Origin of the sequence: Micromonospora sp. HUAS YX12 (assembly GCF_040215685.1) — a bacterium.
Classification (GTDB): Bacteria; Actinomycetota; Actinomycetes; order Mycobacteriales; family Micromonosporaceae; genus Micromonospora; species Micromonospora tulbaghiae.
Genome location: NZ_CP157974.1, coordinates 6458812 through 6475785 on the forward strand (window position 1 = coordinate 6458812; position 16974 = coordinate 6475785).

A 16974-nucleotide genomic window follows, 5' to 3' on the forward strand; every position below is an offset into this window, starting at 1 on the left:
CGACACCCATCCCGGAGGCTTTCCATGTCCACTCCGTACCGCCGCCCGCTACCGCTCGCGGCGGCGATCCTCGCCGTCTGCGCGGTGGTGGCGGCGCTGCTCACCACCGCGTTCTCCGGCCCGGCCTCGGCGCACGGGTCGGTGGTCGACCCGGCCTCGCGCGCCTACAGCTGCTGGCAGCGCTGGGGCGGTGACTTCCAGAACCCGGCCATGGCCACCCAGGACCCGATGTGCTGGCAGGCGTGGCAGGCCGACCCGAACGCGATGTGGAACTGGAACGGCCTGTTCCGCGAGGGCGTGGCCGGCAACCACCAGGGCGCCATCCCCGACGGGCAGCTGTGCAGTGGCGGACGCACCCAGAGCGGCCGCTACAACGCCCTCGACACGGTCGGCGCCTGGAGGACCACGTCGGTCTCCAACAGCTTCCGGGTCAAGTTCTTCGACCAGGCCAGCCACGGCGCCGACTACATCCGGGTGTACGTGACCAAGCAGGGTTTCAACGCGCTCACCTCGCCGTTGCGCTGGAGCGACCTGGAACTGGTCGGCCAGATCGGCAACACCCCGGCCAGCCAGTGGACGCGTGAGGTGGACGGCGTGTCCATCCAGATCCCGGCGAACGCGCCGGGCCGCACCGGCCGGCACGTCGTCTACACCATCTGGCAGGCCAGCCACCTGGACCAGTCCTACTACCTGTGCAGCGACGTGGACTTCGGCGGAGCCGGCCCGTCGCCGACCGCGTCCCCGACGGCGTCGCCGACCACCCCGCCGACGAGCACCCCGCCGACCAGCACGCCGCCGAGCAGCCCGCCGCCGACCACGCCGAACCCGGCCGGTGGCTGCACCGCGACGTACGCGATCACCGGTTCGTGGAGTGGCGGCTTCCAGGCCGAGGTGAAGGTGACCAACGGCAGCGGTTCACCGATCCGCGGCTGGTCGGTGAGCTGGAACTACCAGAACGGCCAGCGGGTCAACTCGGCGTGGAACGCCACTGTCACCACGAGCGGAACGCTCGTGACGGCACGCAACGTGGCCTACAACGGCTCGCTCGCGCCGGGTGCGAGCACCTCGTTCGGCTTCACCGGCTCGGCCGGTGCGACGAACCCGGTGCCGGGCATCCTGTCCTGCACGACGACCGCCTGACGGCTGCCGTCCCGGTCGGGGCCCTGCTCGACACCGTCTCCGGTGTTAAGCAGGGCCCCTTCCTCTACCGCAGGCGTTAAGAAGGGGCCCTTCCTTTCAGACCATGCAGTTGACGATGTCGGCGACCGGGCGGCGGCGGCCGGTGTAGAACGGGATCTCCTCCCGCACGTGCCGCCGGGCGCCGGAGGCGCGCAGGTCGCGCATCAGGTCCACGATCCGGTGCAGCTCGTCGGCCTCGAACGCGAGCATCCACTCGTAGTCGCCGAGCGCGAACGAGGCGACCGTGTTGGCCCGCACGTCCGGGTAGCCCCGCGCCATCCTGCCGTGCTCGGCCAGCAGCTCACGCCGCTCGGCGTCGGGCAGCAGGTACCACTCGTACGAGCGCACGAACGGGTAGACGCACAGGTAGGCGCGGGGCTGCTCGTCGGCCAGGAACGCCGGGATGTGGCTCTTGTTGAACTCGGCCGGGCGGTGCAGCGCCATCTGCGACCAGACCGGGGTGAGCGCCCGGCCCAGCGTGGTGCGGCGGAACCGCAGGTACGCGTCCTGGAGCGCGTCGCTGGACGACGAGTGCCACCAGATCATCAGGTCGGCGTCGGCGCGCAGCCCGGCCACGTCGTAGGTGCCCCGGACCGTGACGTCCTTGCCGGCCAGCTCGGTGAAGAGCGACTCGACCTCGTCGATGACGTTCTCCCGCAGCGACGGCAGCGGGCCGGTGGCCCGGTACACCGACCACATGGTGTAGCGAATGGTCTCGTTGAGCTCCCGCAGCCGCGCCGCGTTGGTCTGCTCGGTCATGCTGCCGATCCTCCCAGTGCCGTGATGATCTCTTCGGCCGCCGTCTCCCCGGAGCGGACGCACACCGGGATGCCGACGCCGTCGTACCCGGCCCCGGCCACTGCCAGCGTCGGGCAGGCGGCGCGCAGCGCCGCCCGGACCGCCGCCACCCGGGCGGTGTGCCCGGGCGTGTACTGCGGCAGCGCGCCGCCCCACCGCTGCACGTGCCGGGCCACCGGGGCGGGCAGCGGCGCGCCGAGCACCGCCGACAGCTCCCGGTGCACCGCGTCGGCCAGGTCGTCGTCGGTGAGCTGGAGCGACGCCTCGTCGCCGTACCGGCCGACCGAGGCGCGCACCAGCGCCAGCCCGTCCGGCCGCCGCAGGTGCCCCCACTTGGTGGTGAAGAACGTGGACGCCTTGATCAGCAGCCCCTCGCCGGCCGGCACCAGGAAACCGGACAGCTCCGGCAGGGCCGGGCCGGGCAGCGCCAGCGTGATCAGGGCGACGCTGGCGTAGTCGAGCGCGCCCACCGTGTCCGCCACCTCGGGCGCGGCGGCGGCGAGCAGCCGGGCGGCCGGGCGGGCCGGCACCGCGAGCAGCACCGCGTCGGCCTCGACGTGCTCGGCGTCGCGGGCCGGCCCGACGGTGAGCCGCCAGCCGTCCGGGGTGCGGCGCAGCTCGCGTACCGCAGCGCCCCGGCGGATCGTCGCACCGCTCGCCGTCGCCGCCGCCTCGACCAGCGTGCTCAGCCCGCCGGCGAGGGTGCCGAAGACCGGGGCGCCCGGCGCACGCGGCGCGGCGGCCTGCGCGGCGCGTACCGCACCGACCAGCGTGTGCTCGGCGCGGGCCGCGCGGGCCAGCGCCGGCATCGTGGTCACCAGCGACAGGTCGTCGGCCCGCCCGGCGTACACGCCGCCGAGCATCGGGTCGACCAGCCGCTCCACCACCGCGTCACCGAGGCGCTTGCGGACCAGCTCACCGACCGAGGTGTCCTCACCGTCGGCCAGCAGCGGGTGGCCCGCGTCGCGGTCGGCGTCCGCGGCCGGCGGCGCCACCGCCGCCACCTTGTCCAGATCCCCGGGTACGCCGACGAGCGTGCCGCCCGGCACCGGGCGCAACGTGCCGTCGACCAGCAGGGCCGCCTGCCCGACCGTGGGGTGCACGATCGAGCTGTCCAGGCCGAGGCGCCGGGCCAGCGTCACCGCCGCCGACTCGCCACCGGCCGGGTCGCGCATCAGGAACGACTCGGCGCCGAACTCGACCGGGCCACCGGCCAGCTCACCCGTGTGCAGCTTGCCGCCGAGGCGGCCGGACTGCTCGTATACGGTGATCTCGGTGCCCTCACCGGCCCGGTCGCGCAACCGGACGGCGGCGGCCAGCCCGGTGATCCCGCCACCGACGATCGCCACCCGCCGCGGTCGCACCACTGTCTTCTCCTAGCGCTCCGGCCGCGCGGTCAGCTCGTGCACCAGCGCGACCACCCGGGTCAGCACGTCGGGGTCGGTCTCCGGCAGGACGCCGTGACCGAGGTTGAACACGTGGCCGGGAGCGGCCCGGCCCTGCTCGACGATGCGCCGCACCTCGGTCTCCACCACCGGCCAGGGGGCGAGCAGCACTGTCGGGTCGAGGTTGCCCTGCACCGCCTTGTCCGGCCCGATCCGGCCGGTGGCGACGTCCAGCGGCGTCCGCCAGTCCACGCCCACCACGTCGGCGCCGGCCTCGCCCATCGCGCCGAGCAGCTCGCCGGTGCCCACCCCGAAGTGGATCCGCGGCACACCGGCGTCAGCGAGCCCGCCCAGCACGTACGTCGAGTGCGGCAGCACGAAACGGCGGTAGTCGGCCTCGGAGAGCGCGCCGGCCCACGAGTCGAACAGCTGGACCGCGGAGACCCCGGCGTCGATCTGCACCCGGAGGAACGCCAGCGTCACCTCGGCCAGCCGCGCGCACAGCGCGTGCCACAGGTCCGGGTCGCCGTACATCAGCGCCTTGGTCTTGGCGTGCGTACGCGACGGGCCGCCCTCGACCAGGTAGCTGGCGAGCGTGAACGGGGCGCCGGCGAAGCCGATCAGCGGGGTGTCGCCCAGCTCGACGACGAGCAGGCGGACCGCCTCGTCCACGTACGACACGTCGTCGCGGCCGATCGGCCTGATCCGCTCGACGTCGGCGGCGGTACGGACCGGCTCGGCCACCACCGGGCCGGTGCCGGGCACGATGTCCAGGTCGACGCCGGCCGCGGCGACCGGCACCACGATGTCGCTGAACAGGATCGCCGCGTCCACGCCGTGCCGGCGCACCGGCTGAAGCGTGATCTCGGTGACCAGCTCGGGCCGGCGGCAGGACTCCAGCATCGGCACGTTGGCCCGGATCTCCCGGTACTCCGGCAGCGACCGGCCGGCCTGGCGCATGAACCAGACCGGGGTGTGCGGGCCCGGCTCGCGCCGGCAGGCGCGGACGAAGGGCGAGTCGGCCGGCCCGCCGCGGCGGGGTTCTCCGTCTCGGGCGGCAGTGCCCGTGGTGTCGGTGGTCATCGCGGCAATCGTGCCACGCCCCCGGTGCGCGCCCGCGTTCACCGTCCGCATTTGTGACGCAGAAGAAAGGGCCCCCGCTTAACGCCTCCGGTAGCGGAAGGGCCCCTTCTTAACCGTCGATCACCCGGCGCGCCGTCGCGCGCCGTGCGGTGAGCGCGGCATAGGCTGCCCGCATGGCCCCCCCGATCGCGCTCCCGGAAACGTTCGCTCGCGCGGTCGCGGGGCTGCGATCGGCCACACCCCGCCCGGAGATCATCCTGGAGGAGGTCGGCGCGCCGCAGCGGCTGGCCCCGTACGCGTTCGCGCTCTCCGCCGCCGTGATGCGCGACGACGACGAGGTGGCCACCGGCCGGCTGATCCTGCTGCACGACCCGGCCGGGCACGAGGCGTGGCAGGGCACGCTGCGGCTGGTCACATACGTCACCGCCGAGCTGGAGGTCGACCTCGCCAGCGACCCGCTGCTGCCCGGCGTCGGCTGGACCTGGCTGACCGACGCGCTCGACGCGCAGGGCGCCGGGCACCGGGCGATCGGCGGCACCGTCACCCAGACGCTCTCCACCCGCTTCGGCGAGCTGGCCGGGCCGCCCGCCGCCGGTGACATCGAGATCCGCGCCTCCTGGACGCCGCTGCGCGCCGACCTGGGCCCGCACCTGCTGGGCTGGTGCACGCTGCTGGCCTCCACGGCCGGCCTGCCGCCGCCCGGCGTCACCGCGCTGCCCACCCGCCGCTCGGCGGGCGCCGCCTGACCGTCGTACTCTCTCCGCTGCCCGGCCGGCTCTGCCGCTGACGCCCGATGCGCGAAGGCCGCCCCGGGCGAGCCGGGGCGGCCTTCGGGCGGACCCGGTCAGAGGTAGTTCTCGGCCTCGTCGCAGACCTTGTCCAGGCCCTTGTTGGCCGCCTCGAAGGCGGCCCGGTCGCCGCGCGACGCCGCCGCGATGGCGGTGGTCAGCTTGTCCAGGCAGTTCGCGATGACCTTCTTCTGCCGGGCCTGCTCGTCCCTGTCGTTCTTGGTGCCGGTCAGGTCCTGCTGGGTGTCCGACAACCGCTCCTGGACCGTCTTCAGCTCACCCTTGAGCTTCTCCATCTCCTGCTGGTTCGCCGAGATCGTGCCGTCGCGCTGGCTGACCGTCTGCCGGGACTTGTCCAGCTCGCCGTTCGTGGAGACGTACAGGAACGTCATCACGCCGCCGAAGACGAACAGCAGCGCGGCGACGAGGCCGAGCACCAGCGCCGCCCACTTCCGGCCGCCGCCGCTCGTCGGCGCGGCGCCCGCCGGGCCGTACGGGCCGGGCGGCCCGGACATCGGCGGCGGCCCGAAGCCGGGGCCGGACACCGGCGGAGCGGACGCGGGCGGGACCGACATCGGCTGCGCGTAGCCGGGCCCGGAGACCGGCGGGACGGAGACCGGCGGCGCCGACATCGGCTGCGCCGGCGGGGGCACCGGGGCGGCGCCGGGCGCGTATCCCGGCTGTCCCGGCGTGGCGGGCTGGTATCCGCCGTACCCGGGGGCGCCGTCGGACACGGTGGGCTGGTGCAGCGTCGGCGCGGGCTGGTTCGGGTCGTACTGCTGGGGCGCGGGCCGGCTGCCGTACGGGTTGCCGTAGACCGTGCCCCCCGGCGCCGGGGGCGGGTTGTCGCCCTCGGCCGGTGGGTAGGACATGTCGTTCCTCCAGATGTGCTGGTCCCCCGCGGGGTGGCCCGACGGGCCGGGGTCGATGCGGTGCGGCCGGGCCGGTGTGGCCACCGGTCAGCAGAGCCGGAACCGGTCGCAGGCGGTCTTGATCGGCACCGCGAGCCCGATGCCCTCGGCGTTACGGGCCTTGGCCGTGGCGATGCCGACGACCTCCTTCGAACCGTTGATCACCGGACCGCCGGAGTTGCCCGGGTTGATCGGCGCGTCGAACTGGATCACCGGGCCGCCGCCGCGCTCGTCCTCGCGGAACGCGCTGACCACGCCCGTGGTGACGCTGTCCTGCAGCCCGAGCGGCGCGCCGACCACGATGATCTGCTGGCCGGAGCGCACCGGGCTGCGGGCCGCGACCAGGCCGGTGAACTTGGCGGTGGTCCGCAGCTGAGCCAGGTCCTTGTCCTTGTCGGTGGCGATGATGGTCGCCTCGAACCGCTGGTCCTTGCGCTCCAGGAACACCTTGCGCTCGCCCGCGGTGAAGACCGACTCGACCACGTGGAAGTTCGTCAGCAGCGTGGTGCCACCGCCGGCCGGCGCCTTGCCGACGGCGAAGGCCGTACCGGTGAACTGCCCGGCCCGTACCCGGAACACGCTCGGCAGCACCGCGCCGGCCACCGCCTCCGGGTTGAAGGCCGCGCCCGCCTGCTTCTCCAGGCTGCCGGCGCGCTGCTCCAGGCCGTCGAGCCGGCCGGCGTCCGCGCCCTGCCCCTCGGCCATCCGCTTGTCGGCGGCGGCGAGCCGGTCGTCGAGCCGGTGGATCTGGTACGCCTGCACGCCGGTGACCACCGTCAGCACGGCGGCCAGGGCCAGCGCCACCACCGCCAGCCGGCTGCGCCGGGACGCCGGGCCGTTCATGGGGGCGGGCTGACCCGGGTACGCGGAGCCCGGCTGCGACGGCCCGGACACCGGCTGACCCGGGTAGGCGGGCGCGGACACGGGCGGGCCCGGGTACGACGGGCCGCCGCCCGACGGGCCCGGATACGACGACGAGCCCGGCCCGCCCGGATACGACGGCGACGCGGCCGCCTGACCCGGGTACGCCGGAACGGCGCCAGGCCGGGAGGTCTGCGCCGGTACGGCGCCGAAGGACGACGGCTGGGCCGGTGCGGTGCCGTAGGCCGGCTGGCCCGGCTGGGCCGGCGCGGCGCCGTAGGCCGGCTGGCCCGGCTGGGCCGGCGCGGCGCCGTAGGCCGGCTGCCCCGGCTGGCCGGGTGTGGTGCCGTAGGACGACGGCTGGGCCGTGGCGGGCGGGGTCGCGACGCCGGACGAGGCCGCGTAGGGCGTCGACTGCGGCGTGCCGGCCGCGTCCGGGCGACCCGGGTAGCCGGCGGGCGGCGGGACGGCGGGTGGCTGGACGGCGGCCCGCGCCGAGGGCGCCGGGTAGCCGGGCGTGCCGCCCCACTCGGATCCACCGGCGAACGGCACCGGGGCCGGACCGGCGGGCGGGGCGAAGCGCGGCGGCAGCGGCCCCGGCCGGTCGGCTGCCGTGTCGCCGCCGCCCTGCCCCGGCACGTCGTCGCCGGTTCCGTACCCGCCTGTCATGCTCGACCGTCCTCCCCGTCGGCTGCGCCGACGCCCCCCGACCGCTGCGGCACGGCCCGTACGCCGTTCGCGGCTCGATGGACCGTACCGGCGGGAACGGGCTTTGTCTTCCCCCTTGTCCGACCCTCTCACGGCCCCGCAACCCGCACCTTTCCGGTCACCTGACGGCCGTCGCGCCGACACGCGCCGGACCGGCTGCGCACACCGGATCGTCCGGCCTACTAGGGTTGTCAGGTGACCGACGAACCACCCCTGCGCCGTCGGGCCGCCGAAAGCCGTACCGGGGAGGCGTCCGCCGATCCGACGTCGGACCTGCCGGAGCCGGCGGACGCGGGGACCGAGACCGACCCGGGCGCGGCCGTCCCCCTGACCGCGCCGCGCGACGGCACGCCCGCCCCGGTGGCCACACCCGCCGAGCTGGACGAGGTCGTGGCCCGCTTCGCGGCCGGCACCGGCCCGGTGGCCCTGGACGCCGAACGCGCCTCCGGCTACCGCTACAGCCAGCGCGCCTATCTGGTGCAGCTGCGCCGCGGCGGCGCCGGCACGGCGCTCATCGACCCGCTGCCGCTGCCCGACCTGTCCGCCCTGGACGCGGCGATCGCCGGGACCGAGTGGGTGCTGCACGCGGCCAGCCAGGACCTCGCCTGCCTGGCCGAGGTGGGGCTGCGCCCGCGCCGGTTGTTCGACACCGAACTGGCCGCCCGGCTGGCCGGGTTCGAGCGGGTCGGCCTGGCCGCGCTGACCGAACAGCTGCTCGGGTTCAGCCTGGAGAAGCACCACTCCGCCGCCGACTGGTCGAGCCGGCCGCTGCCGGAGTCCTGGCTGACGTACGCGGCGCTCGACGTGGAAATGCTCGTGGACCTGCGCGACGCCCTGGACGAGGAGTTGCAGCGGCAGGGCAAGTCGGGCTGGGCGGCGGAGGAGTTCGACGCGCTGGTGCGCAACGGCGCCCGTCCGCCGCGCGTCCGCGCCGAGCCGTGGCGGCGCACGTCCGGCATCCACCGGGTACGGGGCGCGCGCGCCCAGGCCCGGGTGCGTTCCCTCTGGTACGCGCGGGACCAGATCGCCGCCCGCCGGGACGCCGCGCCGGGCCGGGTGCTGCCCGACTCGGCCATCGTGGCCGCCGCCGAGCTGGACCCGAAGGACGAGAAGACGCTGCTCACGCTCCCCGGGTTCGGTGGGCGGTCGGTGCGCCGGCTGGCGCGTACCTGGCTGGCGGCGCTGGACGACGCCCGCCAGTTGCCGGACGACGCGCTGCCGGTGAGCCCGGCGGTGGAGGGTCCGCCTCCGCCGCACCGGTGGGCCGAACGCGACCCGGTGGCGGCCGGCCGGCTGGCCCGCGCCCGGGAGGTGGTGGTCGGCACCGCCGGGGCGCACCGGCTGCCGGCGGAGAACCTGATCGCGCCGGACTCGATCCGCCGGCTGGCGTGGCAGCCGCCCGCGGAGATCACCGACGAGACGGTCGCGGAGACGCTGCGCGGGTTCGGCGCCCGCGAGTGGCAGATCGGGCTGCTGCTGCCCGCTCTCACCGAGGCGCTGCGTACCCCCCAGCAGTAACGTCGGCGGCAGGTGTGAGGTGGGCCACGCCGGGGGTGGTGCCACGTTTGGTTACTGGCGAGTAGCATCCGGGGAAATGCCCGTGCCGAGGGAGGCTCCAAGTGCCCCGTGAAGTCCGGGATGTCGTCTTCGTCGACGGCGTCCGTACCCCGTTCGGCAAGGCGGGTGGGATGTACGCCAACACCCGCGCCGACGATCTGGTGATCCGCTGCATCCGCGAGCTGATGCGCCGCAACCCGCAACTGCCGCCGGAGAAGGTGGAGGAGGTGGCCATCGCCGCCACCACCCAGATCGGTGACCAGGGCCTGACCATCGGCCGCACCGCCGCCCTGCTGGCCGGCCTGCCCAAGACCGTGCCCGGCTTCGCCATCGACCGGATGTGCGCCGGCGCGATGACCGCCGTCACCACAGTGGCCAGTGGCATCGCCATGGGCGCGTACGACGTGGCCATCGCCGGCGGCGTCGAGCACATGGGCCGCCACCCGATGGGCGAGGGCGTCGACCCCAACCCGCGCATCGTCGCGGAGAAGCTGGTCGACCCGTCCGCCCTGGTGATGGGCTCCACCGCGGAGAACCTGCACGACCGCGTCCCGCACATCACCAAGGAGCGCACCGACGCGTTCGCGCTGGCCTCGCAGCAGAAGACCGCGAAGGCGTACGCCAACGGCAAGCTCCAGGGCGACCTGGTGCCGGTGGCGGTCCGCGACCCGGAGGCGGGCTGGGGCCTGGCCAGCGTGGACGAGGCACCCCGGGACACCTCGATGGAGAAGCTGGCCGGCCTGAAGACCCCGTTCCGGCCGCACGGCAAGGTCACCGCCGGCAACGCGGCCGGCCTGAACGACGGCGCCACCGCCGCGCTGCTGGTGGCCGAGGAGACCGCTCGCGAGCTGGGCCTGCCGGTCGGCATGCGCCTGGTGTCGTTCGGCTTCGTCGGCGTCGAGCCCGAGGTGATGGGCGTCGGCCCGATCCCGTCGACCGAGAAGGCGCTGCGCATCGCCGGCCTGAGCATCGACGACATCGGCCTGTTCGAGCTGAACGAGGCGTTCGCGGTGCAGGTGCTCGCCTTCCTCGACCACTTCGGCATCGCCGACGACGACCCGCGGGTCAACCCGTGGGGCGGCGCGATCGCCATCGGTCACCCGCTCGCGTCCTCCGGCGTCCGGCTGATGACCCAGCTCGCCCGCCAGTTCGCCGAGCACCCCGAGGTCCGCTACGGCCTCACCGCCATGTGCATCGGCATCGGCATGGGCGGCACCGTGATCTGGGAGAACCCGCACTGGGAGGGTGGAGACAAGTGAGCCTCGCCGCACCGAACGAGGTCGTCACCAAGGCGCTGCTGCGCCAGGTGGCCGTACCCGGGCTGGACCGGCCCGCCGCCCTCATCACCCTGGACAACGGCTTCGACCACACCAAGCCGAACACCTTCGGCCCGGCCGGCCTGACCAGCCTGGACGAGGCGATCACCGCCGCGCTGGCGGCGGAGCCGGCGTTCATCGCGGTCACCGGCAAGCCGTACATCTTCTGCGTGGGCGCGGACATCACCAGCCTGCCCGCGCTGGAGAACCGCGAGCAGGCGCTGGAGATCGGCCGGCTGGGCCACCGGGTCTTCGCCCGGCTCAAGGACAGCACCGTCCCCACCTTCGCGTTCGTCAACGGCGCGGCGATGGGCGGCGGCCTGGAGCTGGCGCTGCACTGCCACTACCGGACCCTGTCGGCGGGCGCGGCGGCCCTGGCGCTGCCCGAGGTCTCGCTCGGCCTGATCCCCGGCTGGGGCGGTACGCAGTTGCTGCCGAACCTGATCGGCATCCCGGCCGCGACGCAGGTGATCATCCAGAACCCGCTGATGCAGAACAAGATGCTCAAGCCGAAGCAGGCGGCCGAGATGGGCGTCGCGGACGTGCTGCTGGAGCCGGCCGACTTCCTGGAGCGGTCGCTGGAGTGGGCCGCCGGCGTGGTCCGGGGCGAGGTCACCGTGACCCGGCCCGAGGTCGACAAGGACATGTGGGCGGGCGTGCTCTACTTCGCCCGGCAGACCCTGGACCAGCGGCTGCACGGCGCGGTCCCGTCCGCGTACAAGGCGCTGGACCTGCTGGAGACGGCGAAGGACGCCGACTTCGCCGCCGGCACCGCGGCGGAGGACGAGGCCCTCGCGGACCTGATCTTCTCCGAGGAGCTGCGCAGCGGCCTGTACGCCTTCGACCTGGTGCAGCGGCGGGCCAAGCGCCCGGCCGGCGCGCCGGACAAGGGCCTGGCCCGTCCGGTCACCAAGGTGGGCATCGTCGGCGCCGGCCTGATGGCCAGCCAGCTCGCGCTGCTGTTCGCCCGGCGGCTCCAGGTGCCGGTCGTGATGACCGACCTGGATCAGTCCCGGGTGGACAAGGGTGTCGGCTACGTGCACACCCAGATCGAGAAGGCCGTCAGCAAGGGCCGGATGGACAAGGGCACCGCGGCCAAGCTGTACGGCCTGGTGTCCGGCTCGGTCGACAAGTCCGTGTTCGCCGACGCCGACTTCGTCATCGAGGCCGTGTTCGAGGACCTGGGCGTCAAGAAGCAGGTCTGGGCCGAGCTGGAGAAGATCGTCAAGCCGGAGGCGGTGCTCGCCACCAACACCAGTTCGCTGTCCATCACCGAGATGGCCGCCGACCTGGAGCACCCGGAGCGGGTGGTCGGCTTCCACTTCTTCAACCCGGTCGCGGTGCTGCCGCTGCTGGAGATCGTCCGCGGCGAGCGGACCGACGACGCCACGCTGGCCACCGCGTTCGCGGTCGGCAAGCAGCTCAGGAAGTCGTCGGTGCTGGTGAAGGACGCCCCGGCGTTCGTGGTGAACCGGCTGCTGACCCGCTTCCTCGGCACCGTGTTCGCCGCCGTCGACGCCGGCACCCCGCTGGACGTGGCGAACAGCGCGCTGGACCCGCTGGGCCTGCCCATGCGTCCGCTGGCGCTGCTCCAGCTCGTCGGCCCGGCCGTGGCGTACCACGTCGGCGGCACCCTGCACGAGGCGTACCCGGACCGGTTCGGGGTCAGCGAGAACCTCAAGCGGATCGCCGACTCGGGCCAGCCCATCGTGGTCGACGACCAGATCAACGACGAGGTGGCGAAGCTGCTCGTGGTCGGCGACGAGCCGCTCACCGCCGAGCAGGTCCGGCAGAACGCGCTGGACGCGCTGGCGCAGGAGATCCGGCTCATGCTCGACGAGGGCGTCGTCGCCGAGGCGCAGGACATCGACCTGTGCATGATCCTCGGCGCCGGCTGGCCGTTCCACCTGGGCGGCGTCACGCCGTACCTGGACCGGACCGGCACCTCCGAGCGGGTGACCGGCAAGCGGTTCCTGCCGCGCGGCGTGGCAAGCCTGCGCTGACCGACCGCACCGCATCGATCGCGGTGGTCGGGCTGTCCGTTCCGGACGGCCCGGCCACCGCGATCGGCGTCTGCGGCCCAGGTCACGGGTAGGTCGCAGTTTCCCGTCGTCGCCCTTGGGCGGGACAGCGGACCGTCGGTGGTGCTGGCTACGATCACGCGTCCAGTTTTCTCACAGGAGCTGCCTACATGTCCCAGCCGCCGTCCAGTCCCTACTCCGGCAACTACCCCTCCCCCCAGCAACAGCCCGGTGGCTACCAGCCGCCGCAGCAGCCGCAGTACGGCGGTGACTACCCGCAGACTCCGCAGCAGCCGCAGTACGGCGGTGACTACCCGCAGCCGCCGCAGCAGCCGCAGTACGGCGGTGACTACCCGCAGACTCCGCAGCAGCCGCAGTACGGCAGCCAGCTCGGTGCGCCGGTCCCGCCGAAGAAGAAGTCCGGCGTCGGCAAGGTCCTGCTGATCGTCCTCGCCGTGGTCCTGGTGCTCTGCGTCGGTGGCGGTGTCGCCGCCTACTTCGCCACGAAGGACACCGTCGACGAGGTGGTCACCGCCACCAAGACCCGGGTGGTCGAGCCGCAGACGCTCGGCGGCCGGGCGAAGGTCACCGACCCGCAGCTGCAGACCGCCGCGGCGCAGATGAAGTCCGAGCTCAGCAAGGACGTGCCGGACGCGACCAGCACCGTCGGCGCCTTCTACGGCGACCCGGCCAAGAAGGACCTGGTCATGATCGTCGCGGTGTCCGGCGTCATGGCGGACCCGAAGAAGGAGCTGGCCGACGCGACCGCGGCGGTCACCCCGGACCTGGCCACCAAGGACTTCAAGACGGTCGACGCGGGCCCGCTGGGCGGCGACGCCAAGTGCTCCGACGGCAAGGCGTCGGACGTGCCGGTGGCCGTCTGCATCTGGGCCGACCGGGGCAGCCTCGGCATGGTGGTGGTCTACTTCAAGTCCGCGGCCGAGCTCCAGCCGGAGTTCGTGACGATGCGCGGCGAGATCGAGAAGCAGGACTGACACCCGTCACGCACCGGGCCCCCGCCGTCACGGCGGGGGCCCGGTGTCGTTTCCGGATCAGGCGGACGCGGCCCGTTCGGCGGGGCTCCGGCAGACGCAGAACTCGTTGCCCTCGGGGTCGGCCAGCACCACCCAGCCGGTCCCGTCCGGCCGGCGCCGGTCGGCCACCAGCGTGGCGCCCAGCTCACGCAGCCGCGCCACCTCCTCGTCCCGGGTGCCCTCGGCCGGGTGCAGGTCGAGATGGAACGCGCCCTTGCCGTGCCGCTCACCCACCTCGACGAACAGCAGGTCGGGGCCGTGCCCGCCGGGTGCGGCCAGGACCGCCTCCGGGTCGCCCGGGTGGTCGTCGTCGGCGAGCCGGCGGTCGAGCACGCGGGCCCACCAGCCGGCCAGGGTGTACGGGTCGTCGGACTCGACGGTCACGCAGTGGATCTGTGCACTCATGGTGCTTCCTCCTGTGGGGAGCGCGCCCCGGCACAGGGGGAACGTCAGCGGGGAACGCGGGGCGCGGGACGGCTCACGACGGACATCGACCACACCCCCTTCCACCTCTCGGGCTGACCCGATCATCATTCCACCGCCCCGCGGCGCACACCACCCCGCCCCCTGTGCAAGGAAGGGCCCCTTGTTAACAGCCAGGTGTCAACAAGGGGCCCTTCCTCTACCGGAGGCGTTAAGAAGGTGCCCTTCCTTACGGGCCGACGAAGACCGCCTTGGCGCGCCAGTCGACGCCGTCGACCGCCGGGCCGCTGCGCACCGTGAACGTCCCCGACGGGGCGCCGTTCGCCCAGCCGACGGCGGACAGGTCACCGGTGCTCCGGTTCACCTTGTAGAGGGTGGAGCCGGCTACGAAGACGGCACCCGCGTCGGAGAACCCGCTCGCCCCGGCCACGGAGAACCGGTCGGCGCCGACCACGCCGCCGTCCGGCGTGAACCAGCGCCAGAACAGGCCGTTCTGCCCGGTCAGCGTGTAGTAGAGCCGCCCGCCGGTGTAGAACATGCCGGTCACGTTCGGGATCTCGGCGTAGAAGCCGGTGGTCGCGCCGACGTACGTCTGCCCGTCCGGGCCGGAGTTGGTCACCACGGTGTCCCAGTAGGGGTCGTGGTACGGGTCCACCAGTTCCGGCGTGCCGAACGTGGTCCCGTCGAACGTGCGCCGGTACAGCGCGCCGTCGGCGCCGTAGAACAGCGTCCCGCCGACCCAGAACGCGCTACGCGTGGCGGACCACACGGTCTCGTCCGGGTTCGCCACCGGGCCGGGCGTGCCGACGCCGTTCAGCCCGTCGTACGACCGGACCTGCACCTCTTCGCCGGTGCCGGCCGGCGGAGGCCCGGTCTTGACGATCTCGACGGCGTCGACGAGCGGGTTCTCCTTGACGTGGCGGAACTCGATGTCGACGGTGCCGTCGCTGGTCACCGTGAACTCTCGCATGGTGCCCACGTTGTGCCCGACGGCGGCGGACAGGTCCAGGTCGTCGAGGACGACGGTGCCGTCCAGCGCCACGTCGAAGACGCGCGTGTTGGGCGCGGAGGTGCCGTCGTACCGGTTGGCCAGGTAGAGCCGCACGTGCACCTCGGTGCCGGTGGGCACGGGGAACTGCCAGAGCATCTCGGCGCCGCCGGCCGGGTCGTACCGCTCGTCGCTGTAGAGCGCGGCCGGGGTGCCGGCCGGCACCGTCGCGTCCAGGCTGCCGACCGTGCTGAAGCTGGAGGTCGAGCTGCCGGTGTTGTGGTACGGGCTGGGGCTGGAGCTGGTGTCGGCCGCCCAGTCCGGTCCGCCGTCGGTGGCGGCGACCACCGGGCCACCGGCGTTCACCCGGTACAGCACGTTGGTCGGCTTCGGCAGGCCGGCCTGGTACACGTTGCCGGGCAGCGTCGCCGTGGTGGTCGGGTGCGGGGCCTTGCCGCCGGCGAGCGGGAAGAAGGCGATCCGCTCCCGCCGGTACTGGAAGTTGCCGATCCAGAGCGTGTCGCCGCCGACCCAGAGGCCGGCCGGGGTGACCAGCATCTCCGAGGCGCCGATGCCGCGGGGGTGCCGGCCCGGGTTCCAGGGCAGCGGCAGGCCGTTGGCGGGGTCGAGCGCGGCGATGCTGGCCCGGCCGACCGCGCCGGCCCGGGCGTTGTCGGCGCCCGCGGTGTTGTTGAGCCAGCGGAGGTGACCGCCGACGTAGACCGCCTGCTCGCTGATGCCGACGGACAGGAACGTGTCGCCGCCGCTGTAGTCGACCCAGGTCGGCTGGAGGCTGGTGCCGGTCGCGCCGGCCTCCCAGCGGGCCGCGGTGTCGCAGAGCGTCCCGCTGTACGGGGCGCCGGTGGTGACCACCACGAAGTAGCTGTTGTCCGGGGAGAACGCGACGTCGCGGACGTACGAGTCGAACGACTGCCACCTGCAGCGCGGCGTGTAGCGGGCCGTGTTCCAGTCGGCGACGGTGGCGGCGGTGGGGCCCAGGTCGAGCTTGACGATCTGGTCGTGCAGCACCCCGTCGGCCTTCTTGAAGTTGCCGATGACGACGAGCTGCGTGCCGTCCGGGGAGACGGCGAGCTTCTCCGCGCCGACGCCGGCCTTGGCGCCGCTGACGCCGTCCCAGTTGTGGTTCTCGGTCAGCGTCGTGGTGAGGTAGCCGTCGACAGCGCCGGTGGTGGCGTTGAGCGAGGCGAGCCCGCCGCGCGGGTTGGGGTTGCCGGCCGTGGTGAAGATGCCGCCGACCAGCAGCCGGTCGCCGACCAGCGCGATGTCCTTGATCAGCCCGTTGAACGCCGGGGGCGTGAAGCTGGTGACGACCGCCCCGGTGGCGACGTCGAGCAGGGCCACCTTGCGCCGGGTCACGCCGTTGACGGTGTTGAACTTGCCGGCGACGAAGACGGTGCCCGCCGTGGGGCCGGCGACGACCGCCGTCACCTCGTTGTCGAGCGTGGGCGCGAACGCGGTGTCCACCTGTCCGGTGGCCTTGTCGAAGGCGAGGAGGTAGTCGCGGGGGATGTCGACGTCGGAGTTGCGGTTCTGCACCCGGGTGAAGGAGCCGCCCGCGATGATCTTCGTACCGGCGTCGTGGATCGCGTCGACCGAGCCGTCCTGGACGTCGGGCGAGGCGGCGGAGGGGACGGTGTGGACCACTTTGTCGTGGCCGGGCGCGGCGTTGGCCGACGCGGGCGTGGCCGGGGAGAGTCCGGCGACGGTGAGGGCGCTGGCGGTGAGGACCGCGAGGAGACGGCGGCGGCGCGGGGCCGAGGGGTGGGTCACGGGCAGCTCCGGTGGGTGAGCAGGGTGAAGCGTCGCTGCGCTTACTCTCCGTGGACCGCCCGCTCCGCGTCCAGCGTGGACGGCGCATTCTGCCCGACCACCGTTCCGCCGGGGGCCGACCACCGTCCGGC

At 73.8% G+C, this 16974-nt stretch carries 13 protein-coding genes; 6 read left to right on the forward strand and 7 right to left on the reverse strand.

Annotated elements, in window-relative coordinates:
- Positions 1-24: 24 nt before the first annotated feature.
- Positions 25-1140 carry a lytic polysaccharide monooxygenase gene (locus ABIH81_RS30605; RefSeq protein WP_349878300.1) on the forward strand — a complete coding sequence of 372 codons (1116 nt, stop codon included), beginning with the start codon at positions 25-27 and terminating at the stop codon, positions 1138-1140.
- A 96-nt stretch (positions 1141-1236) separates the two neighbouring features.
- Here ABIH81_RS30605 and hemQ read toward each other — a convergent pair whose 3' ends face one another.
- From hemQ to hemE, 3 genes are read right to left on the reverse strand one after another with little or no spacing between them, the layout of a single operon-like run.
- Positions 1237-1938, reverse strand: a complete 702-nt coding sequence (hemQ, locus tag ABIH81_RS30610; protein ID WP_349878301.1) for a hydrogen peroxide-dependent heme synthase — start codon at positions 1936-1938, stop codon at positions 1237-1239.
- The gene (gene hemG / locus ABIH81_RS30615; RefSeq protein WP_349878302.1) at positions 1935-3344 is read right to left on the reverse strand and encodes a protoporphyrinogen oxidase; all 1410 of its coding nucleotides are present in this window, start codon (positions 3342-3344) and stop codon (positions 1935-1937) included. Before hemG ends, hemQ begins: the two co-directional genes overlap by 4 nt.
- A 9-nt stretch (positions 3345-3353) precedes the next feature.
- Positions 3354-4445, reverse strand: a complete 1092-nt coding sequence (hemE, locus tag ABIH81_RS30620; protein ID WP_349878303.1) for a uroporphyrinogen decarboxylase — start codon at positions 4443-4445, stop codon at positions 3354-3356.
- 173 nt (positions 4446-4618) lie between these two features.
- On the opposite strand from hemE, the gene ABIH81_RS30625 reads away from it, so the two are divergent.
- The gene (locus ABIH81_RS30625) at positions 4619-5191 is read left to right on the forward strand and encodes a DUF3000 domain-containing protein (protein WP_013284819.1); all 573 of its coding nucleotides are present in this window, start codon (positions 4619-4621) and stop codon (positions 5189-5191) included.
- Between the two features lie 98 nt (positions 5192-5289).
- Here the strand turns inward: ABIH81_RS30625 and ABIH81_RS30630 are convergent, their stop codons facing one another.
- On the reverse strand, positions 5290-6105 hold the full coding sequence (locus tag ABIH81_RS30630) for a hypothetical protein (RefSeq protein ID WP_349878304.1): 816 nt from the start codon (positions 6103-6105) through the stop codon (positions 5290-5292).
- Positions 6106-6192: 87 nt separating this feature from the next.
- A complete protein-coding gene (locus ABIH81_RS30635) occupies positions 6193-7674 on the reverse strand; it encodes a trypsin-like peptidase domain-containing protein (RefSeq protein ID WP_349878305.1) in 1482 nt (493 codons plus the stop codon).
- 234 nt (positions 7675-7908) lie between these two features.
- Between ABIH81_RS30635 and ABIH81_RS30640 the strand changes: the two genes are divergently transcribed.
- The 4 genes from ABIH81_RS30640 (at position 7909) to ABIH81_RS30655 (ending at position 13602) form a co-directional block, all read left to right on the forward strand.
- A complete protein-coding gene (locus ABIH81_RS30640; protein ID WP_349878306.1) occupies positions 7909-9231 on the forward strand; it encodes a ribonuclease D in 1323 nt (440 codons plus the stop codon).
- A 101-nt stretch (positions 9232-9332) separates the two neighbouring features.
- Positions 9333-10529, forward strand: coding sequence for a thiolase family protein (locus ABIH81_RS30645; protein WP_091420004.1), 1197 nt, complete (start codon positions 9333-9335; stop codon positions 10527-10529).
- On the forward strand, positions 10526-12589 hold the full coding sequence (locus tag ABIH81_RS30650) for a 3-hydroxyacyl-CoA dehydrogenase NAD-binding domain-containing protein (RefSeq protein ID WP_349878307.1): 2064 nt from the start codon (positions 10526-10528) through the stop codon (positions 12587-12589). Before ABIH81_RS30645 ends, ABIH81_RS30650 begins: the two co-directional genes overlap by 4 nt.
- 188 nt (positions 12590-12777) lie before the next feature.
- Entirely contained in the window at positions 12778-13602 is an 825-nt protein-coding gene (locus ABIH81_RS30655; RefSeq protein ID WP_349878308.1) for a hypothetical protein, read from the forward strand.
- 57 nt (positions 13603-13659) lie between these two features.
- Here ABIH81_RS30655 and ABIH81_RS30660 read toward each other — a convergent pair whose 3' ends face one another.
- Positions 13660-14046: a VOC family protein gene (locus tag ABIH81_RS30660; RefSeq protein WP_349878309.1), complete on the reverse strand. Its 387-nt coding sequence runs from the start codon at positions 14044-14046 to the stop codon at positions 13660-13662.
- 247 nt (positions 14047-14293) lie between these two features.
- On the reverse strand, positions 14294-16843 hold the full coding sequence (locus ABIH81_RS30665) for a malectin domain-containing carbohydrate-binding protein (RefSeq protein WP_349878310.1): 2550 nt from the start codon (positions 16841-16843) through the stop codon (positions 14294-14296).
- Between the last annotated feature and the right edge of the window lie 131 nt (positions 16844-16974).

Excerpts from the sequence above, each read along its gene's own strand:
- ABIH81_RS30605 (WP_349878300.1), top strand. The coding sequence starts at position 25 with ATGTCCACTCCGTACCGCCGCCCGCTACCGCTCGCGGCGGCGATCCTC.
- hemQ (WP_349878301.1), bottom strand. The coding sequence starts at position 1,938 with ATGACCGAGCAGACCAACGCGGCGCGGCTGCGGGAGCTCAACGAGACC.
- hemE (WP_349878303.1), bottom strand. The coding sequence starts at position 4,445 with ATGACCACCGACACCACGGGCACTGCCGCCCGAGACGGAGAACCCCGC.
- ABIH81_RS30625 (WP_013284819.1), top strand. The coding sequence starts at position 4,619 with ATGGCCCCCCCGATCGCGCTCCCGGAAACGTTCGCTCGCGCGGTCGCG.
- ABIH81_RS30630 (WP_349878304.1), bottom strand. The coding sequence starts at position 6,105 with ATGTCCTACCCACCGGCCGAGGGCGACAACCCGCCCCCGGCGCCGGGG.
- ABIH81_RS30635 (WP_349878305.1), bottom strand. The coding sequence starts at position 7,674 with ATGACAGGCGGGTACGGAACCGGCGACGACGTGCCGGGGCAGGGCGGC.
- ABIH81_RS30655 (WP_349878308.1), top strand. The coding sequence starts at position 12,778 with ATGTCCCAGCCGCCGTCCAGTCCCTACTCCGGCAACTACCCCTCCCCC.
- ABIH81_RS30660 (WP_349878309.1), bottom strand. The coding sequence starts at position 14,046 with ATGAGTGCACAGATCCACTGCGTGACCGTCGAGTCCGACGACCCGTAC.